This window comes from Rickettsia parkeri, assembly GCF_051427245.1.
GTDB classification, from domain to species: Bacteria; Pseudomonadota; Alphaproteobacteria; order Rickettsiales; family Rickettsiaceae; genus Rickettsia; species Rickettsia rickettsii.
Map to the genome: position 1 here is coordinate 781,730 of NZ_CP195774.1, position 24,495 is coordinate 806,224.

Below are 24,495 nucleotides of genomic sequence, written 5' to 3' on the forward strand. Positions count from 1 at the left end.
AAATTACTTGCAGAAACAGATGCTCCGTTAGCAGAACAATATAAAATAAACCTCTATTCCTAAACAAAGGATTAGCTCTTAAAATAGCAGCAAGTGATATTAATTACGTAAGTAGTATTACAACTGAAAATATATTTTATCTTATGCAGGTGATAATAAAGATAAGTGAAGTATTTTCAGTGATCATCTAATATATAAATTTGGTGAGGATAATTTAAAGAAAATAGCCACTATTTATCCAGCAGAAATTAACACAGAACTAAGAGGGCAACTATTTAACGAATTAGCAGCCCAAGAACAATGTGATTGCTTTATTAAGAATGAAAAGCTTAAGCCTGAAGAAGAAAAACAGATATTTAAATATAGTAGTAAGATGAAGTTTGCAAGTGAAATAATTCAAGATGCAAAAATAAGGTTGAAAACCAGTAATTTTAAATTACTAGATGCCGGGGCAAATAAAAGATTAGGTGCCTATGAAATTAAGATAGATAGCCACAATAAAACACTATAGTGGAACAATGCAAAAAGCAGAAATCTTTAGAGAAATTGAAAGTTTAGTACAAGAAAGCCCATTATTATACGATTACTGTAATGCATTTTATTGGAATATAAAAATATCATAAATGCTTGCTGTATTGCTGAAACTAAAATATTTAAAAATAATATTAATGAGCAAGAGGGTATAATAAAAATATTAGTAAAAGGTATAGATTTAATAACGCAAAGTTTCTTAATAGATATATTAACAGATGTGGCTTGCAGTATAGTAGCAGCAAGGCATGAGAGAAAGCATGGAAATAAAGTAATTAGTATAAACGATATTATTCGCAATAAAATTGGAATGGAAGATTTAGACGATAACTTAAAGAAAATAGTTATTATTAAAACACAAGCACGTAGAAACGAAATAATAAATCTCTCAAAAACACCTATATCAAATTCTGATTCTACTAGATTTCGAGCTAATATAAAAGAATTAGGTAATGTAGTTAAAGAATTTAGGCTTTCTAAAGCTATAGAAAGACATGATCAGGATAATATAGCTGTGCAACTAGCTTTAAAGGACTCTATTTTATTTATTGAATCTTTATATACAAACCGTGATGATATATTGAATGAAAAAAGTGATATATTTTTTAGAAGAAGATAATATAAAGAAGAAAGTTTTTGGCAGATAAGCTTTATACGGGATAAGTAATAACAGCACTAATAAAACATAATGAAGTTGCTTAAATACCAAAAGGTTAAAATTACTATGCTTCTTTAGGATTAAAAAGCTATTTATTATTACAATTTTTAATTTTTGTTTTAATTGTAATCAACTATTATTAATAAAAATAAGAAATGACTTTTATGGAAGATTTAAGCTCTTGGAAAGAAAAGTTTGAAACTTGCGTTTACGCTCAAAAACTATTAGACAACATCGAATATTTAAATGCTAAAGTAAAAAATCCTGTTGATATAGAAGAAGTTAAAAAAGGTATCTACTACGCTCGCAAGTATCACGACTTACAAATACGTCAATTAGGCGATCCTTATTATTCTCACCCGATTGAAGTAGCGATTATGCTCGCAGAGTTTGTAGCCGAAGAAGCTCCTAAGCTTTATAATGCTATTATGCTGCAAGCTGTTTTACTGCATGATACTATTGAAGATATAGCACTGACTGAAGAAGTAATAACTATTGGACCGGAAGTAGCAAAGCACGTAGAGGGTTTAACTAGAATAAAACCTTACGGAAAAATAAGTAGTGAGAAAGGTCTGAATTTGTTAGTTAGACAAAAAAGATATGATACAGTATTAATAAAGTTCTTTGACAGAATGTATAATTTACAAACTTTAGGTGCTAAATCACCTGAAAAAATGAGGAAAGTTTAATTAGTGTTGTAAAAATTGTTGTGTATATAGAGGCACATGAAATAAAACAACAATTAATTAAACTGTGCTACAAATAAATTTTGATGAATAATTTCTGCAGGGCTATAATTCACAGTATTTTTAATATATTAGCACAATAAATATATGATACATAAAATGCTACAGGACCTGTACAATCTAATAAAAAAAAACGCTATAATAGTTTTAATATTACTTTTATCTTCTTAGGATCAATATTAGCTTGTTCTAAAGTTTTTCTTAAATATCGTTTAGCATCCACAAACTCCGGTGTCTCTCTAAGCGAAGTTCTCCCGATGACTCCTACTATAGTGATTCCAGCACCGATTAAAAAAGCTATACGCCAACTAAAACCAAATGAAGTAACTAAAGAAGCTAAGCATAATGCTCCAAAACCACCTAATATACAAAAACTATCTAAAGTTGCTACAGTTGGATATTGTACAGGTAGTTTAATAAATTCAGTTAAATATACATCTGCTCCTATTACTTGCCCCATTGAGGATATGCCTTGTGCCATAAGGCATGCTATCATAACCCATGTAGCTACAATTCCTATTTCATCATAAGCTGAAGATTTGCCATAATAAAACAAGCTATAGTCATAAGCAAAGTAGTTATTATTATAGTTGATTTTCTTCCTATATTATCACCAAGCCAACCAAAGATTAATGCTCCTATCGGTCTAAATACATATGTTGAACATAATGCAGCTGCTTCATAGATTAGAGCAGTTTGAGGATCAGCTTGAGGAAAAGCTCGTTGAGAAGCACTGCTGCCATATGTACATATAAATATAAATCAAAATATTCAAGAAAAGTGCCAATAGACAAAATACCTCATGCTTGTTTTGGTTCTCTATTTAAACTTGTTTGTGCTTTTTCATAGCCGAGCATAAATTCTTTATAAAAAATTAAATTGTAAAGAAATCTATACTGTTTTATATAAAAGTCAATAGGAAATTTCGCTTTATACGAAAATCAGAAAGTGAAGTGCAACTTATTATTAATTTATGTTATCCATTTTGTCAATATAATTGCACTAGTTTAAAGCGGTATGTCTGTGTACCTGAGCATTCATCACAAGCCCAAAGCCGATTAACATGGATGCGATCATTGTTCCGCCGTAAGAAATAAACGGTAGCGGTACGCCTACTACGGGAAGCAAGCCCATAACCATAGCTATATTAATAAATACGTGAATAAATAAGATTGAAGTAATACCTATTACCATTAATTTACTAAAAATCTCTCGGCAATTTGCGGCAATTAATAAAGAAATAGTTATAAGTGCAAAATATAATATTAGTAAAAACATTCCTCCTATAAAGCCGAACTCTTCAGCGAAGGTAGCAAAGATAAAGTCAGTTTGATGTTCGGGAAGAAAATCCAAATGGCTTTGGCTACCTTGATTTAAACCGCGTCCAAATAGGCTACCTGAACCTATAGCGATTTTAGACTGAATAATATTATAACTAGCACCGAGCGGATCATGTTCGGGATCTAAAAAAACCATTACCCGTTTTTTTTGATAATCATACATCATATTCCAAGCAATAGGTAGGCTAATAAGAGCAGCAAGACCTAGTATTATAAAATATTTTATTCTAAGACCTGCCGCAAAAAATATAATTGCCGAAACAATTAAAACAATCATTCCCGTACCTAAATCTGGTTCTCTAATTATTAGAAAAGCCGGTATTAAAACTCCTATAATCGGTATAATAACTTTATGAAATTTTGTAAGATCATCAATTGTTAGTGAATGGAAATATCTAGCAAGCATTAGTACAACGGCGATTTTTATCGGTTCGGAAGGTTGAAGCTTAACTATACCGATATCAATCCATCTTTTACCGCCCATGGCAGTTGAGCCGAAAAGCTCCACGGCTACTAGTAAAGCGAGTACGCACAAATAAAAGATATACGATAACCTAAATATTATGCGTAAATCAATTAATGCAATAATAATAGCTAAAGGCAAGAATATACAAAAATTTATAATTTGTTTATAAGCCCAGGGCTGCAAATTACTATTTGCTGCAGAATAAAGCACAATGAAACCAATACAGCAAATTAAGCTAATTAGTAAAATTAAAGTAATCGGTAATTTTTGTAATTGTTCTAGATAATTTTTATGCATTGTTTTTGTATTCAGTAGAGGTGTTGTATGTCATTCCTGCACAAGCAGGAATCCAGTACTTTAAAGCTTTTTAAAAGCTCAATTTATTGCGCTTGTTCCTGGCTTCCTGCTTGCGCAGGAATGACATAACAGGATTCCAGCCACAAATCTGCTAACTAAACCTCAACATCAAACACCTTAAAAATAAATACTAATTCGTCAGCTATCTCTTTCAGATAATCAAAACGACCGGCAGAACCTTTATGTCCCGTATCCATATTTGTTTTTAATAATAAGGGATTATTGTCCATTTTTAGTGCTCGTAATTTTGCTACCCATTTAGCAGGTTCCCAGTAACCTACACGTGGGTCGGATATACCGCAAGTAACGAATAGAGCAGGGTAGTTTTGTGCTTTTACGTTATCATAAGGGGAATATGATTTAATATATTCAAAATATTCTTTCTCTTTCGGATTACCCCACTCATTATATTCCAAGAGAGTTAACGGTAAGCTTTCGTCAAGCATGGTACTCAAAACATCAACAAACGGTACATGCGCGATTGCTGCTCTATAGATTTCCGGTTTTTCGTTGAGTATGTAACCGATTAACATACCGCCGGCACTACCGCCCATTATTACTATATTGTTGTTACGTGTATATTGCTCGTTAATTAAAGCTCTACTACAGGCTATGAAGTCTTCAAATGTTCTTTTTTTGGTTAAAAACTTAGCAGCTTCATACCAATCATGACCTAGATCATCGCCACCTCTAATATGAGCAACTGCGTAAATAAAACCGCGATCGGCAAGTGTCACTGCTGTATTTCTAAAATTGACGGGCATAGCGATGCCATAAGCACCGTAACCCATTAGATATAAAGGATTTGAACCGTCTTTTTTAAATAAAGATTTTTTATAAAACAAGGTTATAGGTACTTTTACATCTTCATTATCTGCAAATATTCTCTCTACTTTATACTCCTCCGGGTTAAAGCCTGAAGGTATTTCGTGGCTCTTTAATATCGTTAATTTATCGCTATTAAAATCGTAACTATAAGTGGTATTGGGTCTTGCTAGAGAAGAGTAATCTATTCTGATATCGTCTTCCTCAAAGTTTGTAGAAAAACTACTTGCTTGGAAACTTTCGTCGGGAAAATAAATTGTATTTTCTTGTAAATCTTTAAATCGCTTTATTTTAATTAGCGGTAAACCTTGGTCACGATAGTTTAAGATTAAATAATTATTTGTAACATTAAAGCTTTTTAAATATTTGTCTTGTTCTTCCTTAATATAAATATCATCCCAATCATCCCAGCTAGTATTTTCAAAATTATTTACCGGCAGTTTTATAACATGGAAATTTTTAGCTTTATAATTAGTTTTAATATAAAAATAATCGCCATTATATTCTATTTCATAGAATATTTTGTTTTCTGCAGCTCGTACTAATTTAGGCGTAAAACTATCATCCTGCATAGAAATTACGTAAATTTCATTTTCATTATGATCGCCTGAATTTATAAAAATATATTCATGACTTGCTGATTTCTTGCAGCTGATAAAATGAAGAGGGTTTTTTACCTCGAATATTAATTTATCCTGAGTGACCTCTTCACCTAGACGGTGAAACATTACCTTATCCCAGCGTTGATTCTCATTAATAGTAATATAGAAAAAGCCGTTTAAGTGTTCATGCCAAATTATAGTAGGAGCTACAGCTAAATCTCGATCGCTTGATACAAGCGAATTTTGCGGCATTCGCCTATGCTCACGTACATTTGTACGTTCCGCAGGCTTGTCCTGAAATTCGTCTTGTCTGAAGCGATCGAGATTTAGCTGTACATTGCCTAATTCATCAGGTAAGTATTTTTGTTCTTTAAGGTTGTATATTTTGATATTGTATTGTTCATTACCTGTAAAATTAACACTATAAGCCATTAAATTGTGATCAGGTGACATTGCAACTGTAGCAACATCAGTAAAACTGCTATTTGGAGCAAGAAGGTTGACATCTAATATTACTTCTTCTGCTGACTCCATATTATTATGCTTTCTGCAATATATCGGATAATTTTTATTCTCCTCTACTCTATGGTAATAGTAATAATCTTTGTTCTTAACATAAACCGATTCATCGTCTAATTTAACCCGTCCTTTTAATTCTTTAAAAATCTTTTCCTTATCATTTTGCAGATCGGCAAAGAAATTTTCGGTATATTGATTCTCAGCTTTTAAATAATCTAAAATTTTAGAGTCTTCTACATTTGGCCACTTAGGATCACGCAGCCAGTGATAATCATCGTTTATTGTTGCTTCGTGAACTTCAAAGCTGTAATTTTGTTTGTCTGTTATTGGTGGTTTCATGTTGTTTATTTTTTTGTGTTGTTATGCCTAAAGTCGTCATTGCGAGGAGCCGTAGGCGACGCGGCAATTTAGTAAAATAATAAAAAAATTCTGTAATCAGAATTGTTTACTAGATTGCTTCGTTGAAACTTACAGTTTCTTCTCGCAATGACGATTTTGGTATCTATACAACATCGAATTATTGTAGTGTTAAAATCAAACTAATTAATAGGAATAATACAATCAATATAGCAGTTTGCTGATTATGCCAAGCAGATATTTTACTTAAAATATTATCCCAAATAACCTTAAAATTAAGATATTCTGCCGCATCTTCGTTATTGTCTGTCGTTTCTTTATATTTATCGATACTGAAATATATAAATTTTTCAATATATTGGTATAGGTCAAGGTTTATGTTTTCTGTCGAAATGCGTGGTATTTTTCTAAATATTAAAGCCAATAACAGTGAGATTGCAAGGATCACTAGCTTAAAGTTAGCAGTATGTGATATTTGAATAGGGTAGAATAAACATATGCATAAAGTTATGATGCAGAAAGAGAGGTAGGTTATAGTTCTTATGTCATTCCTGCGAAAGCGGGAATCCAGAAATATTATAAAGCTTTTATTTTTAAGGTTTTTACTGGATTCCTGCTTTCGCAGGAATGACGTAGAACTCTCCATCAACAACCCAAATAATACGGTACAAGTCGCTATCTTGGAAAATAGCATTACACTATTCTCGTTTAAAATATTAGCTATTTCATCTTTAATATAAGAAGAACGAATAGGCAGTATAGATGTATAGATCAATATACTAATAACAAATCCGCTTAATAAAATAAAATTAATTTGAGTATTCTGAAGATCTTGGTAATTTTTAATATCATACTCATCTTCTATATAAGCGAAATATAAAGCAAATAATCCGTTATATAATATATGTATGAATATAAAGCTTGTAATAAGATAAGCTATATTTGGAGAGTTTATGCTAATAGCCGTTAATATAAAACCAAGCTGTGATACGGTAAGATAACATATTAATCGTTTAAGTTTTTTTTCAATTAGAGACAATACTAATCCGTAAATGATCATTGATATCCCAAAAAACTTTAATATCTCAAGACCGCTAAATAATTTTAAAATGATAATTAAAATAACTTTAGTAGTAAAACTAATTAAATATACAATACCGCTACTTGAAGCTATAGGATAGCAATGAACCACCCAGCCGTTTACAAAAATAGCCGAGGCATTAATTAAACAACCTGCAAGTATGAATATTGCTGGTAACTCAAAATTATTTACTGATTCTGTTAAAGAAGTAAAAGTCGTATTACTTGTTGTTTGGATTAGAAGAGTCATACCGATTAAGATTAGCCCGCTGCTGAATAAATGAGTGAGGAAATATTGACGTGCCGGTTTTATCTTTAATTGGTCACAAAAAATAATTATGCAGGCAAAAATCGTCATGAATTCAAGCGAGATTATCATGGAAATAAAATCAGCTGCAAATATGCATATAATAGAGGATAAACAGTATAAACTACCGATTAAGCATTCTAATTTTCTATTTTGGGAAATTGTATAAAGATTTAAGATAGCAGTAACAATTAGAAATGCTAGAGCTATTAGCTGATTTTGTGGGTGAAAATCAAACATAAGCTCAAAATTAGTAAGCGGAAATGTACACTTGGTATTTTGAATAAACATTTTAATCCTTAGAAGAAACTGTTAAAACCTCTAGTCCCTGGATTCTTTTAAAGTCTTTTACATTTAGAGTTAATATCAGAAAACCTTTTGTAATAGCCGTTGCTGCAATAAGCATATCATGAGTTCCTATAGTTATACGTTGTGTGTATAAATCATGAGTAATACGTGCATATGTATATACTTCTTCAATATCGAAAGGTAATATAGTAAACAGACTTTTTACGTATTCTATAAAAGCTAAACATTTTATACGTTTATTCTCATTCTTGACTCTATCTACTCCTATTAATAGTTTAGTTAACACAATAGGGCTAATATAAGTCTGACCGTAATGTGACCATTGCTTAGTACTGACCTTTTCTCTTTCTAAAGCTATGATTATAGCAGTATCAATAATTAATCCCACTTTCAACCAATTTTTTAATATCTTGTTTAGTATTGTGTCTTATTTCTTCGCGATTTTTCATGAATTGATCAGCATCTTCAGGATCAAGATGTGGACCATTTTTAAAAGCTTCCTCTAAGTCTCTTACTGCTACAGAAGGCTTGATTTCTGCAGGCGTAATCCTTGCTACGATATGATTACCTTTTTGAACGTCAAAGCTTTCGTCTTTATAGTAAACTCTATTCATAATATCTGAAAAAGATCGTACAAATTCTGTTGCTCTAATAATTTGTGCCATATTTATCCTCAAAAATAATTACCATATTTATACCGTAGATACTTCAAGATTTGGTACGTCAAATTTCGGGATTCGCCTGTGCTCACTATTGTACGCTGTGTAGGTGCACTGCTTATTTGACTTCCAACTTTTGAAGTATCTACGGTATAAATATTATATGATTATGTGTAGATTATGTAAATATGTTTATGTAATATAAGCTAAAAATTCTCTGATTAAGATTTGAATAAAATAGAAAAGAGTTACGGCACAGCAGCACATTATTATACTAATTTGCATAGAGTAGGGGAGTGGTTTTGTTACGCTAGATTCTACTAAAGAAGGGTTATAAATAGAGCTTAATATTTTGAGCAGGTAAAGGCTTGAGAATATACTACTAGCTATTACGACAATCATAACAATGATTTGATTCTGTTCGCTTGCGGCAAGTAATATTGAGAATTTGCTAATAAATCCGCTAAAGATAGGTATACCGATTAATGATAATGAAGAGATAGATATAATAAAAGAAATTAAAGGAAATTCTTTGGATGTACCATGTAAATTCTGTACTTGATTGGTTTTCTTTAAACTGTAAATACTTCCCATACTATAAAATAAGCAGATTTTTGTAAAAGAATGTGAAACTAAATGGAGTATTGCGGCTCCAAGTGCCTTAGGTGTTAACATGAAAGCACTAAGCAATGCAAGGCTTAATTGGTTCATAGTGGAGTAGGCGAGTATTTTTTTGATATTATCCGTGTCTAGGGCTTTGATTGAGCTATAAAATATGCTTACTATCGGTATAAAAATTAACCAGTTAAACTCGGCAAATATCATTTGTAAATACGATAAACCGAATATATATAATAGGATTTTGTAAATACAAAATAATCCGGTTTTAACCACTATTACGGCATGCAGCAAACTACTAATGGGGTAATGTGCAACCATTGCAGCAGGAAGCCATGAATGCACCGGAAAAATGGCAGTTTTAGCAATACCGCAAATAAACATTAACAATAAAATAATTGACTGGTTTTTGGAAAAATAATTTTCTACTAAACTTCCACTTGCAAAATCTCCGTTACCGGTTTTAGTATAAATAATTATCACTGCCGGTAAAAATAATATTGTGGCAGAAATCATCAGAATTTTTAGATATTTATATAACCCGCTAAGTACTATATTATTTTTGGTATGTCCTATTAAAAAAGCTGTAGAAATAGTTAAAAGCTCATAGCAAATAAACATCGTGAATAAGTTGCTAGATAAAGCAATTAAAACACCGATTAGAATAGTGAAGTTAAAGAAAAATAAGAATCTAGAAGAATAGTCTATATTATTAATAGCAAGATATTTAGGAGTGTAAAGTAAAGCACAAATCCATAAAAAGCCTATTAAACTTAAGAAAATAAGCCCTAAAGGTTCAAGATGGAATCCTATAGAGTAATTACCGAATATATTAAATTCAAATCCTGCTCTAATACCTTTTAAAAACAACCAGTCTATAATTAAAATATTACCGAAGAAAAAAATAGCAATAGTAATAAGTAAAAAATTACGTATAAAGCTATCTTTTTGAGTGGCATACGGGCTAGTTAAGTTTAATGCACCAACTAGCAAAGTTGATAGAATCAAAAGATTCGGAGTAGTAAATTGTGTAATCATGATAAGCTGTTATACTTTTTTTGATAGTATGGTTAGAGCATTACCTGTATGGCTTTCTATGTCATGCCTAGCTAAAAGTGGGGGAATCCAGAAAAAGCGAGATAAATAGTGCTTTTAGTTTTAAAAACTTACTGTGTTTATATTTTTTAATTACTGGATTCCCGCTTTCGCGGGAATGACAATAGTACCATTTTATAATGGTAAAATAACGATCCTACGGAGCTAAGTAAAATTATAATAAAATCTAATAGTAGATTGTGTGTTAATAATAATTCAAGAATATTTACTTTGATAAAAAATAATGGACTGATAGGTAAGCCACAGCTGCACATAATAGCAATTATTATTAAAACTTTGTTAGGCTCTCTTTTATAGCTTCCATTATAAGCATCTATCAAGAAAAGAGCTATTTTATTTATACTATCCGCAAGTAATAAACTTGGTAAAACTATTATACCGTTTTCGGTTACGTATAATAAAAATACGTAACCTATTTGAGTACAACATGAATAAATTATAATATTCTTGAAATCTTTTGTTTGGTAAGCAAAATATGGGGCTATAATAAGAGTAGCTAAAGCGATAGGTTTTATAAAATTTGTAATAGCCGTTTTAATTGTCTCATAGCCTATAATAATATAAGTAAATTTATATATTATATATATTCCTATTATAGTAGAAATCCCTGCTAAATATACTAAAATAACTGAAGCCGTGTTATTATAAGCTCTCATCATCCAAAAATGCATAGGGAAAAAAGCTGTTTTTAAAATAGCACCTATTAAGAAAAAACCGATAGCTATAGTGATTATACGGGAATTAGTATGTTCTTGTAAATACGCTGCAATTTCTGCCATATTCAAACTACCCGTAATGCTTAGCAGAAATCCTATAGATATAAGAATAAGAGTTGCACCGATACTACCTATTATCAAATAATCAAAAGCTCCGATTAAAGATTTTGGATTATTACCTGAGGCTATCAGGACATAGCTACTAAGTGCCGAAATCTCTATAAATATATATAGATTAAAAAAATCGTGAGTAGCCATCATCCCTAAATAGCCCGTATGAGCGAATAATAATATACCGTAAAATAAAGATTTTCTATTATTGTTTATATATTTTAAGATAGTTTGATTAGTAATCTTATGACAAAAAACTAAAAAGAATAATAAAACCAAGTTAAGATAAATAATAATAGCTTGGTTTAGTGCATTTAGCCGATATTCTATTCCTATTTTTGAAGTCCATCCTCCCATGGTGTAAGATAGCTCCGTATTTTGTATAATGCTATATCCATAAACACTGACCAAAAGGCTAGATAAAATACAAATCGTAGTAATTATTCGTGCAAAGGTAATAAAGCGAAAAGATATTATTGAGAGTAAAGCCCCAAATAAAGGGAATAATATTTGTATGATAGGGACATGGTTAGCTAGAATCATTTATCAAAATTAATTTCATTTTCTGATATTGTACCAAAATGTTTATAAATTTGATATATTAAACTTAAAGCTACGCTAAGAGTAGCAAACCCAACTACTATAGCAGTTAGCATTAATACATGAGGCAAAGGGCTAGTGTAAGTAGTGATGCCCTCTTGGAAAATAGGTACACCGCCTGTTTTAATTTTTCCGATACTTAAATAAAATACTAACACCGAACTTTGAAAGATTCCAAGCCCGATAATTTTATGAATATAATTACGACTTGTAAGCATTATAAATAAGCCGCTATTTAGTAAGATCAAGGCAAAGAAATATATTAAATTATGCATAATTATATTGTTATTGTAAGAAAAGTATTGTGACGTGAATCAGTTTCATCGTCATTGCCGCCATGACGTTGGTAGACATTAATACGCTTTGAAAGACTGATTAAATACGCATGTGACTTTTTTGCCCTTACGTATAGCGAGCTTAGGAAAAACCTGTTCAAGGATCACCATATTAGGATTATCTTGAGCAAGGCGATAATTTACTAAAGATTCTCGAAGTGAATCATCTACAGCAAAAATACCGGAAATTTCAGCGTTTTTATCTCTAAATTGCAGATAAGTAAACTCGCCGTCATCAAAAATTTTAATAGGAGCTATTTCTTCGCTGCCGCTAATATAGTAATTAAAGTTATATTTTTCAGGATGAGTCAGGTCGGGACTTGCTAGGGCAGCAGAAAAAGTTTGCATATGACCGCTCATATTGTCATTTTCGTCATCCGGATAAAGAAACTTTACGTTAAAGACCATTTCAGGATCACGCATATCAAGAGTTTCGGCGGCATATAGTTCAAAGAAGTACGTCCGTTTATTAGTAATTAAAGTCATATTAGTAGTAGCATCCGGTTCCATCGGTTTAATAAAAATCCTATGACCGGCAGGTACTATTTGCCATGAAGTAGTATCTCCCATAGAAATACTTACTATTTCCTCGTCTCTTGCTAGTTCTATACTTGCTTGATAGCCGTAATATCCTGTGAATTTGAAAACATCGTCAGGGTTATAAGTCATAACTCTTAGACGTGGGTCTCGACCTAGAGGTCGTGATAGAGTAAGAGCAAATACATCTAATGTAAGTATTATAAAAGTACAAAATATTATTAGTTGCTTCATATTATTTCTGATTTTTATTCCTTAATAACTTTAGCTTGTAACTAGTAACGGTAAAATTGAACGGCATATTAGGTGATGTATTTGTACTGATAGAATCCATTATAAATCCGATTCTTGCTTCCCATACCATATTTTCTAAAATTGCATCCGTACTATTTTTTGCCAATGATTCAAAAGTAACAACTGCCTCGTTATCGTTTATATTGTTAATTGATAATATATTAATTGAGCGTCTATATAGTTTTTGATATCTTATGACCGGTGATAATGGGTTATCAATATTCATAAAATTAGCAAATTGCATATAAACAATACTCGTAGAAGCATTTTTGATAAAGGTAAATTGTTCTTTTAATATATCGTAATTGTATTCTTCTCGTTGGTTTACATAATGCTGAATCATAATATTTGCAATAGAGATATAAGGCTTTACTAATGTTGAATGTTTAGTATTAGTAACGGTAGCTTGTTTTTCGGCATCATCTTTTATTAAATAAGTTACTTTTTTGTTTATAGGTAGCAATATGTTGATACTTATACAAATTAAGGTTAATAATAAGGTAAAAATCGTGCATATTAAAAGCAGAAGACTTCTATGACTTAACGGTAAGATATACTTAAAATTATACCATTTTCTTGCATCAATAAAATATTCGCCGGATTTTATATATTCTTGTATTGCGTTGGTTAATGGGTCCATAATTACTAGATTAATATCTAATTTTATTCTGTTTTAACACTCTATCATATAATTATTATAATATGATTATGATTTAATTTAATGTTATTTTAAGCTATAAGATAAGTTTATATTGTTGCTACAATACCAAATATTGTTTAACTTTAAAATTAAAATAAATAAATTATAAATTAAAATTATACAATAACAATTATTGATGGTAGTTATTATGTTATACTCATCCCACTTGAAAAATTGGCGACAATGTCTTTATAAGTCCGCAGGTAGCCACGTATGAAGTATACGCTCTTCTCCTAAGCTGAACTTCGTATAAAACTACTCTTTATTTACTTCAGAGTATAATAGTTTACAATTCTTTTTAATATTTTTTTATATGTATAAATAGATTTTTTTAAAAAATGCTTGTGAACTATTGTATAGTAAGGTAATTTTAAAATAGTAACAAGATAATTTAATAATGTATAATTAGAATGTTAAAATCATTAAAGCTTTTATTAGTATTAATTATGCTTGCTCAATTGTTGTCATGTACCCCTTCAGCTCCTTATGAAATTAAAAGCCCGTGCGTTTCTACTGATATAGATGATGGTTCGAGTGTAAGCGTAAATCCTTGTATAAGAAGACCTGTTAATTCAGTAAATATAGTATAAAAGTAATAGTTTTACACAATAACAATGTAATAATAAAAATACCTTTGATATGAATAATATATTTGGCTTCTTTAAATCAAGTAATAACTCGCAAAGCGGTGCAGGAGATACACAAACGCAAGAAAGTATTAAATCGGCTAATCCTTTAAAAATTACTCAGAATTGGTATGAAGAGCGATCTGATAAGTTACTTGTTCAACGTAACTTACTTATCATATTAATAATACTACTAACCATTTTTATGGTTATAGCAACTTTAGTAATAGCCTTTGTAGTGAAATCTAAACAGTTTGAGCCTTTTGTTGTTCAGCTTAATAGTAATACCGGACGTGCCTCAGTGGTAGAACCTATTTCATCACCAGTGTTAACGACGGATGAGTCTCTTACAAGGTATTTTATAAAGAAATACATAACGGCACGGGAAACATATAATCCGGTTGATTTTGCAACGATAGCTCGTACGACAATAAGATTATTTTCAACAAGCAGTGTTTATTACAATTATCTTGGCTATATAAGAAATAAAGATTTTGATCCTACTTTAAAATATAAAGAAGAGAATACTACATTTTTAGTAATAAAATCATGGTCAAAAATCGCAGCAGATAAATATATAGTTAGATTTTCCGTAAATGAAACATCAGGAAACCAATTAGTTTATAATAAAATAGCGGTAGTAAGTTATGCTTATGTGCCTATGCAATTAACAGATTCAGAACTTGATGTAAATCCGGTAGGGTTTCAAGTGAACGGATATAGGGTAGACGATGACAATAGTTAGATTTTATTTTTTAGTTTTTATATTATTAAGCGGTTTTACAGTACAACGAGAATGTCCACTTGTAGATGATCCATGTAATAGTAGTAATAATTATGTAGATGATTTATCTATAACTAAAGATAATAGGATAAAAACTTATATATATAATCCAAATGAAGTTTATTTATTAGTTTTGCATTTTGGCTTTCAATCGCATATAGAATTTGCTAAAAACGAAGAAGTCCAAAATATAATTCTTGGGGATGCTTATGCTTGGAAAATAACTCCTTTGGCAAATAGATTATTTATTAAGCCTCTTGAAAAAGATATTCGTACAAATATGACTATTATAACTAATAAAAGAATATATGAATTTGATATCGCTTCTACGGAACTTATGATGGGTAACGAAAGGGATTTAGTATATGTAATTAAATTTTACTACCCTAAGAAAAATAGTAATTACATGGCAAGATTTTAATCGATGTCATTTCTGCGTAGATATGTCATTGCGAGCAGCCGTAGACTGCGTGGCAATCTTATGAGATAATACAAACTCCTGAGATTGCGGACGTACAATTGTTCTGAGATTTCCTCGCAATGACGGAAAAATCGATCCACGTAACAATGACAATAAAAACACTTTAACTGATATAATTTAGATATGGCTGAAGAGCAAAATAACAATCATAATACCGGTTCTTTATCAGGAGCAGATTCTCCTGAAGTACAAAGAGAATTATCAAAAGTTTCGGTTAGCTTTAATAAGAGTATTGCGATAGTAGTCGTAATTTGTGGTATTTTTATATATATTTTTTATACTCTTTTTTTCGGTACTGCAAAAGAAGAAATACCGGAGACTCAGATACCGAGTAATATTGTAAAACCTGTTACGGAGGTTGATGATAGTATTCCGGAGATTCCAAAGTTACCTGATCCGCCTAAGCTTGAGACGCCCACCGCTCCTCCACCGCCTCCCCCTCTGGTAGTAAAAGTTCCACCGGTCTTACCTCCTACTACTCCTGTAGAAGAGAATAAAGACAAAACCAAAACGCTTCCATTGCCGCCGGTTTCGTTGTCTTCGACTTCAGGAACGTTAGTTGAGAGCGATGCAGGGAAGCGACGTCGTGAAGCAAAAAGAAAATCAGCTATAGTGTTAATTGGTGGTGTAGAGCCTAAAAAAACACCGGAACAGATTACGGCAGAAACGACCTTTAAAGATCGCGGTGATATGTCTTTGGTTCTCGGACGCGGTAAATTAATTGATGCAGTCCTTGAGACGGCAATAAATAGTGATCTCGGCGGTGAAATAAGAGCCATTATTAGTAGAGACGTATTTTCTGAGAAAGATAAAGTGATATTGATACCGAAAGGGTCAAAAATATTCGGTAAATATGCAACCTCAACTTCGTCCGATAGTTATGGTAGAGTTTCTATAATATGGGATAGAATCGATTTAACGAGCGGTTATACTATAGAATTCGACTCACCTGCAGTTGATAATTTAGGTAGACCGGGATTACAAGGAAGAGTTGATAATAAATATAAAGAACAATTTGCAGATGCCGTATTACAATCCGGCTTTAATATAGGGCTTGCTAAAGTCCTTGATAAGTTAGTGCCGCCTCCTATAGCTTCTCAGGCAGCGGCTACCAATAGTGCTACGGCAAAACAATTGTTAAATATTGCTCAAACTATTGCGTCTAATACCGCTATGGATGCAAATACTAGGATAGTTACAATTTGTACTAATATACTTGCTGCTATTACCGATAAAACTTCGACTGCTTATACTACTATGACTCAAGCATGTACAACCGCACAAACTGCTTCTTCAGCGAATACTGCTGAGCAGAGACTTCAAACCTTAGTACAGGCAGTTAATACGGCAGCTTCAAGTTTGCTTACTACTACCTCTATAGCATCAACTCCGACTCAAGCACAACAAGCTTCTACTCAAGCTTTTACGGATGTAACGAATGTTGTAAAAAATATGATAACTCAGCAGCAGTTTAAGCCGACTACAACGGTTAATCAAGGTACGCCGGTTAGAATATACGTTAATAAGGATTATAAATTCCCAAAAGCCGTTTTATTAAAATCGAAGGTAATGAAATGAGTGAAGAATTTGCAGCCTTAGAGACGTTTTTACTTCCTTTTAAAAATTTATTTGCTGAAGACGGTATTAACGAAATTATGGTTAATAAGCCCGGAGAAGTATGGGTTGAAAAAAAAGGCGATATATATTCTAAGCAAATACCGGAACTGGATAGCGAACATCTACTTGCATTAGGGAGTTTAGTCGCTCAATCTACCGAACAGATGATTTCAGAAGAAAAACCGCTTCTTTCGGCAACTTTGCCGAATGGCTACCGTATTCAAATAGTATTTCCTCCTGCTTGTGAGATAGGACAAATCATTTATGCTATAAGAAAGCCTAGCGGTATGAATCTAACTTTAGATGAATATGCTAAAATGGGGGCATTTGATGATACTGCAACAGAGAGTTTAGTAGATGAAGATGCAGTAATTTTAAATAATTTCTTAGCTGAAAAAAAGATTAAAGAATTTATTAGACATGCAGTTGTTTCAAAGAAAAATATCATAATTAGCGGCGGTACTTCAACCGGTAAAACTACTTTTACTAATGCGGCACTCACTGAAATACCTGCAATAGAAAGATTAATTACTGTAGAAGATGCTCGTGAGGTTGTGCTATCACGCCATCCTAACAGAGTGCATTTACTGGCTTCCAAAGGAGGACAGGGGCGTGCAAATGTTACTACTCAAGATTTAATAGAGGCCTGTTTGCGTTTAAGACCAGATAGGATTATAGTAGGTGAGCTTCGAGGTAAGGAAGCTTTTAGTTTTTTGCGTGCTATTAATACAGGTCATCCCGGTTCAATATCAACACTGCATGCTGATAGTCCCGCTATGGCTATTGAGCAGTTAAAGCTTATGGTTATGCAAGCAGATCTTGGTATGCCGCCTGAAGAAGTAAAGAAGTATATTTTAACCGTTGTAGATATCGTTGTGCAGTTAAAACGCGGTAGCGGCGGGAAAAGATATGTTTCGGAAGTATATTATAAGAAGAACAAGAACGCTGAGGGGATGGTTTAAAAAGGTCATTGTGAGGAAATTACGAAGTAATTGACTAAGCACAATCTCAGGCCACAATCCTGAGATTGCCATGCTCTTTTTAGTTGTGCGCAATGACGCAAAAACTAATATATAAGCATAAACTAGGAATATCAATTCATGGAATGGCATAAGATACTTAAAGTTACTAGAAATATATTCGGTCATGCTATAATTCATCCGGTTGTTATTTTTTGTACCATTTGGATAAGCGGTGCATTTGTTGCAATTTTTACTAATGAGGTTGGAGCTTTAGGTGTAAATATAAATGCTATAAATATTGCTTATAAGTGGGCTTATTGGCTTATTAACGTTTGGGGGCAGTTAAAAATTGCCGACTATAATTATTTAAAATTGAAGCTACTTGCCTCTCTTCTCAGTCCGGCTATTATTGTTATAATATGTTACATTAAAAATTTTGAAAGAATAAAATCATTACAATTTTTCAAACAAGATGAAAAAGTATATGGAGATGCAAGCTGGGCTAATCCGTCAGATATAGAGGCTGCAGGTCTTAGATCTAAGAAAGGTATGCTGATCGGTGTTGATGCTGGTGGATATTTTGTTGCAGACGGGTTCCAGCATGCTTTATTATTTGCTCCTACCGGTTCAGGTAAAGGTGTAGGGTTTGTGATACCTAATTTGTTATTTTGGAGTGATTCGGTAGTAGTGCATGACATAAAGCTTGAAAATCACGGGTTGACAAGTGGTTGGCGTGAGAAGCAAGGGCAGAAAGTTTTTGTATGGGAGCCTTCTAATCCCGATGGTGTTACTCATTGTTATAATCCGATTGATTGGGTTAGTACTAAGCCTGGGCAAATGGTTGATGACGTTCAAAAAATTTCAAATCTTATAATGCCGGAAAAGGATTTTTGGAATAATGAGGCACGAAGCTTATTTTTAGGCGTAACTCTATATTTAATAGCCGATCCTACTAAAACTAAATCTTTCGGTGAAGTAGTGCGTACTATGAGGAGTGACGACGTAGTTTATAATCTAGCGGTCGTACTCGATACGCTTGGTGGTGTAATACATCCTGTTGCATATATGAATATTGCTGCATTTTTGCAAAAAGCCGATAAAGAGCGTTCCGGTGTAATATCTACAATGAACTCATCGCTTGAATTATGGGCAAATCCACTTATTGATTCAGCTACAGCATCTTCTGATTTCAATATACAAGAATTTAAAAAAGTCAAAACAACCGTATATGTAGGGTTAACACCCGATAATATACAGCGTTTACAAAAATTAATGCAGGTGTTTTATCAGCAGGCGACAGAATTTTTAAGCCGCAAAATGCCGGATTTAAAGGAAGAGCCGTATGGAGTAATGTTCTTACTTGACGAGTTCCCGACGCTCGGGAAGATGGATACTTTTAAAGCCGGTATAGCTTATTTTAGAGGTTATAGAGTTCGTTTATTTTTAATTATCCAAGATACACAGCAGTTAAAAGGAACATATGAAGATGCAGGGATGAATTCTTTCTTATCTAATGCAACATATCGTATTACTTTTGCCGCTAATAACTATGAAACGGCAAATTTAATATCGCAGCTTGTCGGTAATAAGACGGTAGAACAAAGATCATTTAGTAAACCTTTATTTTTTGATCTTAATATTGCTACTAGAACCCAAAACGTTTCTCAGGTTCAAAGAGCTTTACTTTTACCTCAAGAAGTAATACAGTTACCGAGAGATGAGCAAATTGTTTTAATAGAATCCTTTCCGCCTATAAAATCGCGTAAAATTAAGTATTATGAAGATAAGTTTTTTACTAGTAGATTATTACCGCCGACTTTTGTACCTACTCAAGTACCTTTTGACCCTAGGGCAAATAATAATGGGGCTTCGGAAGAGACCGAAACAATAACTGTTCCGGAAAATAATGAGTAAAATGCGTTCAGCTATTATTGATATCGGTTCAAATGCTTTAAGAGCTGTAGTTTATGAAAGTGATGAGCTTGGAGCGCCGGAAATTTTTAATTATAAATTTAGAAATTATCTTACAAATTTACTTAATTTAGATAATTTAGACGTAAAACATCAAACATATTTATCTCTACAATATCTTATTCATATTTTTACCAAACTGTCTGTTACTAATATTAGATGTGTTGCAACAGCTATACTTAGGGGGCATCCTAAAGCAGATGAATTCAAAGCTATAATTAAAAAGAGATTTAATATTGATATTGAAATTATCTCAGGTGAACGTGAAGCTTATTTAACTGCTGCCGGATTAATTTCCGGTATTAGTGATGCTTTCGGTATTGTAGCTGATCTTGGAGGTGGAAGTCTTGAGCTTGCACAGATTGGAAATAAAAAAGTCGGTAAATTAAAATCATTGCCGCTTGGTACAAAAATTATTGTTAGTAGCAATTTTGGTGATGTCGGGCTGATTACTAAAATGCTAGAGGAAGAATTTGGAGCTGCACATTATCCTAATTTATATTTAATTGGCGGTGCATTACGTCTAATGAGCCGTATATACATGGAGTCTATAAATTATCCCCTTAAAAATTTACATAATTTTGAAATAAATCGTGTAGAGTTTGAGTTATATTTAGAGAAATTATCGCAAATCGATAAATTAAAGCTGAGTTATTATGAGCAGAAAGTCATAAATTATAATGCAGTTTTAGTAATAAAAGCAATGATTAAGGTATTTTCACCGGAAAAAATTATTATCTCAAATTACGGTTTAAAAGAAGGAGTAAGATTTGACTCGTTGCCGTCTCATGAAACAGAAAAAGATATTATTTATGAGAGGGTGAAGAGATTAGTAAAATTTGATAGAAATATATGTAAAATTGAAAAATATATTGAAGCAGTACAATATCTTTTAATTAATGCCGATGCCACGACTCTTATTGTTATTGAACTCGCTATAATGTTAGCACAATATAATAAAAATATTGATAAAACGCTTAGAGCAAATTTTGTTTCGGAATTTATATTATCTTCAGACATTCCTTTTAGTCATAGACAGCGTCTTATGCTAGGTATTGCCCTTACGGTTACTTATACTGCTAAAACTGACATGCAGATTAATAAAATAGCTAAGAAAATGATTAGTAAAAGTGATTATTATAACAGTCATATAATCGGTTATTATATAAAAATTGCTAGAGAAATTGATGGGCCAGAATTTCAAGAGCCTTCTTTTTCGATTAAATTAAAAGACGATAAATTTTTACAAATTAATGCTTCAAATATCTTGCCTAAACAAGTCTTTGAAAAGGTTTGTGAACGTTTAAAAGATATAAGTTCTGCTAGAAAAAATATTAGGTATAATTTTAGTGATTAGGGTTTTTTTGTTATAGTGCCGGATAGTTTTCGAAAAGCCAGTGATGTCATACCTGCGAAGGCAGGGATACAGGCTAAAAAAATCTTGATTGCAAAGATTTTTTTATTAGATTGTTTCACTTTTAAAGTAAAATCTTTAAAAAGCTTTAAAGTACTGGATTCCTACTTGCGTAGGTATGACATAAAAAGCGCCACACAACAATAGCTAAATTAATTACGCTCCATCAAATGTGTCACAATTATATTCCTTTGTACATCATATAATAGTAGATTCCATTTTAGGAACTATGTGTTCCTCCCAAAAATCTGCCAGTGGTTGCATTGCATTAATAATAAGTGAATCTTCGATAGGATGCAATAAATTATCTATATTAATTTCTAGATACCTAACTATGAACTCTGCAGCGCTATCATCTGATTCTCTGTGTATAAGATTTCCAATTCTTTCTAAGTAGTAAACTTGCTCGCTAGTAAGATCTTTATCTTTTATTATTTGCGGTAGAATCTTGGTTAATATACATTGCAATTGAACTTTTTGATCAGTTGCAAATAATTCATAATAATCCTGTTCGTTTACACAAGGTAATTTTAGTAAATTAATAATTAAATTGGTCACATAATATGGGCATGAGAATTAGTTTTTATAACTTCCTCTAATTCTCTTGTATCTGTTCCGGTCTATAATGATTAAAGTAAAATATAGGTAATATAGTCTCGTTTTTTAAATATTTAATCAATTCTTTACTATCGTTATATTTACTACTAATTTCATTTTTTTCCTCTGGTGTTAATATTAAATTTGCCGTTAAATCAAGTATTGGTTTTGCCGCTCTACTATATTCATATGAACTATTAATTAAGCGCTTTAAGCTTTCAAAATTTTTAGGCAAAAATATTTTATCATCATTTTGATATGGTACATTTTTTACGAAATCTGTTTTCAAAATTTGAAAACTATTATTTAGTGGGATACTTGCATTGTATAAAATTTTCTCTATTGCATAATGTCCAAATTCATGTGCTATTATTGATTCTAAATTTAATTTTTCTGCGCCTATACATATTAGGTTATTGTCTCAATCGTAATGAGAAAATGATTTATTATCAAATATTATTTTTAGGCTATCTTGCACTTTAATATTAACCGCTGCTATATAGGCTAATAACTTATTTGTAGGCCCCTATTGCAAAAGCTTTGTATAGTTATGAAGAATTATATTGTCATTTAAATCGCTTACATTGTAAATCCTTGTCATTAAAATAGTAATATCAGAGTTTTCGCTATATGCAATCGGTGATAATTTTTCTATTTTAAATTTTGCAATATTAAGTTCTTCAATATTTATCTCAATTTTATTATCTTCAATAAAGCTTTTAAACTCTTGAAAACTTAAATAACTAGCTAATTTTTTAATTCAAATCCTTCTATTTTAAATTCACTAATTGCATTGTTATTGTGCTCCTCAATCGTTCTCTTCTTAAACTTAATCAACTCTTGCAACATGCTGCTTTTTGTATCTCTATATTGTATAGTATCAAAATTTATAAATGCTGCTACATCAAGCATAGATGTATCATCGATGTTATGTATATATCTATCGTATTCAGCAGAAGTAAAGTGGCTAGGGTTAGCATAAGAAATAATAAGTGTATATGCTTCTAGATCAAATGACGTAATGGCATGATGTAACCCTAACAAATTATAGCTGTTCTTAGATGCTAAAATTGATTTTATTTCGTCATATTTTTTAGTTTTTATAAAATTTTTTATTAGCTTATTCAAAGCTGTTGTGGGTCATTGTGAATAATATTCAGATGGTAAAGAAATGTTTTATATCCTATCAAGTTGCTATATTTCATGGTAATATGTTTTAAACAGTATATCTTTCTATTTGTAAAGAAATAATTTTAATTACATTAACGAACATTAACATCTTATTAAGCTCTCTTAGTCTACCTCCCAAATTATTATATAATCCTGAAAACAATAAATATATTAGGATATATGATAAAAAATTATCGGAAAAAGTTTTGGAAGAATAGTACTACCAAATCACAAAATTTTATTGAACTAAACGACATTGCATATGGTAATTTAATCAGAGTCGACATAGAAGCTTATCGAGAAAATGTTATAGTATATAGATGTATTAATTTAATTGCACAATCGGCGGGACATGTTCCATGGAAAGTGCTTAAAAGTAAAACCGGAGAAGTAATATTTAGACTATCCGGTGCATTATTTACTAAAAAAACCGAATCCCAAAAAAGCCGGAGCGGATTTTGTTAGTGAGCTAATTGCAAGCAAATTATTATTCGGTAATAGTTATATTTTATCAGCTCTAGACTCGTACCCTAAAGAGATTTACTTACTACCGGCTCTTGTTACGGAACTGGTTATAGAACATAACAATTTAGTTGCTTATTTTGATTTGAAATTATTTGTCCGTTAATTCTTGCAGTACCGAAAATTAGCGGTATAGGTTTGCCGTAATTAGCTGTTACATATTTAAAACTTTCTTTGAAATTTTTAATATTGTCATATTCTATCGGTTCGTGATTTAGTTAATCTAAATACTCACCAAGCATTTTGCCGACAAATCTTCCCACGCTTGAAAATATGCCGCCGCCAAATGCATTTCCAACAGTACAGCCAAGCGAACTAAAAAAACTTCCAAACATATTTACCATATTATAATTTAATATGGATTGATATTAGCAGTATGATGTGATAACACTAATATATGTCATTCCTGGCGAAAGCGGGAATCTAGGAAAACATATAAAAAAACAAGCTTTTATATGTTTATTTTGTCAAACATGTACCAAGTATTAAGGTTATTTTTTCTGGATTCCCGCTTTCGTAGGAATGACATAGAAAATCACAGGATGATATGCTGCCTTTAAAAAAATGG

27 protein-coding genes and 2 pseudogenes are annotated in these 24,495 nt (G+C 31.7%); 11 read left to right on the forward strand and 18 right to left on the reverse strand.

What is annotated here, in order from left to right; genetic code table 11:
* Window positions 1-601: 601 nt before the first annotated feature.
* The gene (locus tag ACSFFC_RS04435; protein WP_014410516.1) at window positions 602-1,150 is read left to right on the forward strand and encodes a hypothetical protein; all 549 of its coding nucleotides are present in this window, start codon (window positions 602-604) and stop codon (window positions 1,148-1,150) included.
* Window positions 1,151-1,353: 203 nt separating this feature from the next.
* Complete coding sequence (locus tag ACSFFC_RS04440; RefSeq protein ID WP_014410517.1) at window positions 1,354-1,878, forward strand: HD domain-containing protein; 525 nt, start codon at window positions 1,354-1,356, stop codon at window positions 1,876-1,878.
* Window positions 1,879-2,071: 193 nt separating this feature from the next.
* On the opposite strand, the gene ACSFFC_RS04445 is transcribed toward ACSFFC_RS04440, so the two are convergent.
* The 13 genes and pseudogenes from ACSFFC_RS04445 to ACSFFC_RS04505 form a co-directional block, all read right to left on the reverse strand.
* Window positions 2,072-2,491, reverse strand: a complete 420-nt coding sequence (locus ACSFFC_RS04445) for an MFS transporter (RefSeq protein WP_014410518.1) — start codon at window positions 2,489-2,491, stop codon at window positions 2,072-2,074.
* Window positions 2,452-2,694, reverse strand: a complete 243-nt coding sequence (locus ACSFFC_RS04450; RefSeq protein ID WP_324602880.1) for an MFS transporter — start codon at window positions 2,692-2,694, stop codon at window positions 2,452-2,454. Before ACSFFC_RS04450 ends, ACSFFC_RS04445 begins: the two co-directional genes overlap by 40 nt.
* A 243-nt stretch (window positions 2,695-2,937) precedes the next feature.
* A complete protein-coding gene (gene rodA, locus ACSFFC_RS04455) occupies window positions 2,938-4,038 on the reverse strand; it encodes a rod shape-determining protein RodA (RefSeq protein ID WP_014273323.1) in 1,101 nt (366 codons plus the stop codon).
* 155 nt (window positions 4,039-4,193) lie between these two features.
* Window positions 4,194-6,383 carry a prolyl oligopeptidase family serine peptidase gene (locus tag ACSFFC_RS04460; protein WP_014410519.1) on the reverse strand — a complete coding sequence of 730 codons (2,190 nt, stop codon included), beginning with the start codon at window positions 6,381-6,383 and terminating at the stop codon, window positions 4,194-4,196.
* A gap of 178 nt (window positions 6,384-6,561) precedes the next feature.
* Window positions 6,562-8,079 (reverse strand): proton-conducting transporter transmembrane domain-containing protein, encoded by a 1,518-nt coding sequence (locus ACSFFC_RS04465; protein WP_014410520.1) that lies wholly within the window; start codon window positions 8,077-8,079, stop codon window positions 6,562-6,564.
* Window position 8,080: 1 nt separating this feature from the next.
* Entirely contained in the window at window positions 8,081-8,485 is a 405-nt protein-coding gene (gene vapC, locus ACSFFC_RS04470; protein WP_014410521.1) for a ribonuclease VapC, read from the reverse strand.
* Window positions 8,469-8,762 (reverse strand): hypothetical protein, encoded by a 294-nt coding sequence (locus tag ACSFFC_RS04475; RefSeq protein WP_014410522.1) that lies wholly within the window; start codon window positions 8,760-8,762, stop codon window positions 8,469-8,471. The genes vapC and ACSFFC_RS04475 overlap by 17 nt, the downstream gene beginning before the upstream one ends.
* A 30-nt stretch (window positions 8,763-8,792) precedes the next feature.
* A pseudogene (locus ACSFFC_RS04480) lies at window positions 8,793-8,911 on the reverse strand (palindromic element RPE5 domain-containing protein); the annotation flags it as partial.
* A 37-nt stretch (window positions 8,912-8,948) separates the two neighbouring features.
* Window positions 8,949-10,412, reverse strand: a complete 1,464-nt coding sequence (locus ACSFFC_RS04485) for a proton-conducting transporter transmembrane domain-containing protein (protein WP_014410523.1) — start codon at window positions 10,410-10,412, stop codon at window positions 8,949-8,951.
* A 146-nt stretch (window positions 10,413-10,558) separates the two neighbouring features.
* The gene (locus ACSFFC_RS04490) at window positions 10,559-11,860 is read right to left on the reverse strand and encodes a proton-conducting transporter transmembrane domain-containing protein (RefSeq protein ID WP_010977037.1); all 1,302 of its coding nucleotides are present in this window, start codon (window positions 11,858-11,860) and stop codon (window positions 10,559-10,561) included.
* Window positions 11,857-12,192: a Na+/H+ antiporter subunit C gene (locus ACSFFC_RS04495; protein ID WP_014410524.1), complete on the reverse strand. Its 336-nt coding sequence runs from the start codon at window positions 12,190-12,192 to the stop codon at window positions 11,857-11,859. Before ACSFFC_RS04495 ends, ACSFFC_RS04490 begins: the two co-directional genes overlap by 4 nt.
* A gap of 78 nt (window positions 12,193-12,270) precedes the next feature.
* The gene (gene virB9 / locus ACSFFC_RS04500; protein ID WP_014410525.1) at window positions 12,271-13,023 is read right to left on the reverse strand and encodes a P-type conjugative transfer protein VirB9; all 753 of its coding nucleotides are present in this window, start codon (window positions 13,021-13,023) and stop codon (window positions 12,271-12,273) included.
* Between the two features lies 1 nt (window position 13,024).
* On the reverse strand, window positions 13,025-13,723 hold the full coding sequence (locus ACSFFC_RS04505; RefSeq protein ID WP_014410526.1) for a VirB8 family type IV secretion system protein: 699 nt from the start codon (window positions 13,721-13,723) through the stop codon (window positions 13,025-13,027).
* A 470-nt stretch (window positions 13,724-14,193) separates the two neighbouring features.
* Between ACSFFC_RS04505 and ACSFFC_RS04510 the strand changes: the two genes are divergently transcribed.
* The 7 genes from ACSFFC_RS04510 to ACSFFC_RS04540 all read left to right on the forward strand — a co-directional run bounded on the left by ACSFFC_RS04510 (window position 14,194) and on the right by ACSFFC_RS04540 (window position 21,581).
* Window positions 14,194-14,373, forward strand: a complete 180-nt coding sequence (locus ACSFFC_RS04510) for a DUF2706 domain-containing protein (RefSeq protein WP_004996194.1) — start codon at window positions 14,194-14,196, stop codon at window positions 14,371-14,373.
* 49 nt (window positions 14,374-14,422) lie between these two features.
* Window positions 14,423-15,154 carry a VirB8 family type IV secretion system protein gene (locus ACSFFC_RS04515; RefSeq protein WP_014410527.1) on the forward strand — a complete coding sequence of 244 codons (732 nt, stop codon included), beginning with the start codon at window positions 14,423-14,425 and terminating at the stop codon, window positions 15,152-15,154.
* Complete coding sequence (locus tag ACSFFC_RS04520) at window positions 15,141-15,614, forward strand: TrbG/VirB9 family P-type conjugative transfer protein (RefSeq protein WP_004996190.1); 474 nt, start codon at window positions 15,141-15,143, stop codon at window positions 15,612-15,614. The genes ACSFFC_RS04515 and ACSFFC_RS04520 overlap by 14 nt, the downstream gene beginning before the upstream one ends.
* Before the next feature lie 183 nt (window positions 15,615-15,797).
* The gene (locus tag ACSFFC_RS04525) at window positions 15,798-17,252 is read left to right on the forward strand and encodes a TraB/TrbI/VirB10 family type IV secretion system protein (protein ID WP_014410528.1); all 1,455 of its coding nucleotides are present in this window, start codon (window positions 15,798-15,800) and stop codon (window positions 17,250-17,252) included.
* Window positions 17,249-18,253 carry a P-type DNA transfer ATPase VirB11 gene (virB11, locus tag ACSFFC_RS04530; protein WP_014410529.1) on the forward strand — a complete coding sequence of 335 codons (1,005 nt, stop codon included), beginning with the start codon at window positions 17,249-17,251 and terminating at the stop codon, window positions 18,251-18,253. Before ACSFFC_RS04525 ends, virB11 begins: the two co-directional genes overlap by 4 nt.
* Window positions 18,254-18,391: 138 nt before the next feature.
* Entirely contained in the window at window positions 18,392-20,167 is a 1,776-nt protein-coding gene (locus ACSFFC_RS04535; RefSeq protein ID WP_014410530.1) for a type IV secretory system conjugative DNA transfer family protein, read from the forward strand.
* Window position 20,168: 1 nt separating this feature from the next.
* Entirely contained in the window at window positions 20,169-21,581 is a 1,413-nt protein-coding gene (locus ACSFFC_RS04540) for a Ppx/GppA phosphatase family protein (protein WP_012719549.1), read from the forward strand.
* Here ACSFFC_RS04540 and ACSFFC_RS04545 read toward each other — a convergent pair.
* From ACSFFC_RS04545 to ACSFFC_RS04560, 4 genes and pseudogenes are all read right to left on the reverse strand, one after another.
* Window positions 21,578-21,763 (reverse strand): annotated as a pseudogene (locus ACSFFC_RS04545) (hypothetical protein). The gene ACSFFC_RS04540 and the pseudogene ACSFFC_RS04545 sit on opposite strands and share 4 nt — an antisense overlap.
* A gap of 73 nt (window positions 21,764-21,836) precedes the next feature.
* The gene (locus tag ACSFFC_RS04550; RefSeq protein WP_045799494.1) at window positions 21,837-22,106 is read right to left on the reverse strand and encodes a hypothetical protein; all 270 of its coding nucleotides are present in this window, start codon (window positions 22,104-22,106) and stop codon (window positions 21,837-21,839) included.
* 127 nt (window positions 22,107-22,233) lie between these two features.
* Window positions 22,234-22,524, reverse strand: coding sequence for a hypothetical protein (locus ACSFFC_RS04555; RefSeq protein ID WP_004996179.1), 291 nt, complete (start codon window positions 22,522-22,524; stop codon window positions 22,234-22,236).
* 458 nt (window positions 22,525-22,982) lie between these two features.
* On the reverse strand, window positions 22,983-23,363 hold the full coding sequence (locus ACSFFC_RS04560) for a hypothetical protein (protein ID WP_012719552.1): 381 nt from the start codon (window positions 23,361-23,363) through the stop codon (window positions 22,983-22,985).
* Between the two features lie 222 nt (window positions 23,364-23,585).
* Between ACSFFC_RS04560 and ACSFFC_RS04565 the strand changes: the two genes are divergently transcribed.
* Window positions 23,586-23,870, forward strand: coding sequence for a hypothetical protein (locus tag ACSFFC_RS04565; protein ID WP_041472197.1), 285 nt, complete (start codon window positions 23,586-23,588; stop codon window positions 23,868-23,870).
* Window positions 23,815-24,033: a hypothetical protein gene (locus tag ACSFFC_RS04570; protein WP_014410532.1), complete on the forward strand. Its 219-nt coding sequence runs from the start codon at window positions 23,815-23,817 to the stop codon at window positions 24,031-24,033. Before ACSFFC_RS04565 ends, ACSFFC_RS04570 begins: the two co-directional genes overlap by 56 nt.
* A gap of 112 nt (window positions 24,034-24,145) precedes the next feature.
* On the opposite strand, the gene ACSFFC_RS04575 is transcribed toward ACSFFC_RS04570, so the two are convergent.
* Entirely contained in the window at window positions 24,146-24,271 is a 126-nt protein-coding gene (locus ACSFFC_RS04575) for a hypothetical protein (protein WP_014410533.1), read from the reverse strand.
* Window positions 24,272-24,495: the final 224 nt, after the last annotated feature.

Coding starts and splice junctions, on each gene's coding strand:
- ACSFFC_RS04505 (WP_014410526.1), bottom strand. CDS start 13,723: ATGGACCCATTAACCAACGCAATACAAGAATATATAAAATCCGGCGAA.
- ACSFFC_RS04540 (WP_012719549.1), top strand. CDS start 20,169: ATGCGTTCAGCTATTATTGATATCGGTTCAAATGCTTTAAGAGCTGTA.
- ACSFFC_RS04535 (WP_014410530.1), top strand. CDS start 18,392: ATGGAATGGCATAAGATACTTAAAGTTACTAGAAATATATTCGGTCAT.
- ACSFFC_RS04575 (WP_014410533.1), bottom strand. CDS start 24,271: ATGGTAAATATGTTTGGAAGTTTTTTTAGTTCGCTTGGCTGTACTGTT.
- ACSFFC_RS04460 (WP_014410519.1), bottom strand. CDS start 6,383: ATGAAACCACCAATAACAGACAAACAAAATTACAGCTTTGAAGTTCAC.
- virB11 (WP_014410529.1), top strand. CDS start 17,249: ATGAGTGAAGAATTTGCAGCCTTAGAGACGTTTTTACTTCCTTTTAAA.
- ACSFFC_RS04565 (WP_041472197.1), top strand. CDS start 23,586: ATGATAAAAAATTATCGGAAAAAGTTTTGGAAGAATAGTACTACCAAA.
- ACSFFC_RS04510 (WP_004996194.1), top strand. CDS start 14,194: ATGTTAAAATCATTAAAGCTTTTATTAGTATTAATTATGCTTGCTCAA.
- ACSFFC_RS04490 (WP_010977037.1), bottom strand. CDS start 11,860: ATGATTCTAGCTAACCATGTCCCTATCATACAAATATTATTCCCTTTA.
- ACSFFC_RS04465 (WP_014410520.1), bottom strand. CDS start 8,079: ATGTTTATTCAAAATACCAAGTGTACATTTCCGCTTACTAATTTTGAG.
- ACSFFC_RS04440 (WP_014410517.1), top strand. CDS start 1,354: ATGGAAGATTTAAGCTCTTGGAAAGAAAAGTTTGAAACTTGCGTTTAC.
- ACSFFC_RS04520 (WP_004996190.1), top strand. CDS start 15,141: ATGACAATAGTTAGATTTTATTTTTTAGTTTTTATATTATTAAGCGGT.
- ACSFFC_RS04475 (WP_014410522.1), bottom strand. CDS start 8,762: ATGGCACAAATTATTAGAGCAACAGAATTTGTACGATCTTTTTCAGAT.
- rodA (WP_014273323.1), bottom strand. CDS start 4,038: ATGCATAAAAATTATCTAGAACAATTACAAAAATTACCGATTACTTTA.
- ACSFFC_RS04495 (WP_014410524.1), bottom strand. CDS start 12,192: ATGCATAATTTAATATATTTCTTTGCCTTGATCTTACTAAATAGCGGC.
- virB9 (WP_014410525.1), bottom strand. CDS start 13,023: ATGAAGCAACTAATAATATTTTGTACTTTTATAATACTTACATTAGAT.
- ACSFFC_RS04515 (WP_014410527.1), top strand. CDS start 14,423: ATGAATAATATATTTGGCTTCTTTAAATCAAGTAATAACTCGCAAAGC.
- ACSFFC_RS04525 (WP_014410528.1), top strand. CDS start 15,798: ATGGCTGAAGAGCAAAATAACAATCATAATACCGGTTCTTTATCAGGA.
- ACSFFC_RS04485 (WP_014410523.1), bottom strand. CDS start 10,412: ATGATTACACAATTTACTACTCCGAATCTTTTGATTCTATCAACTTTG.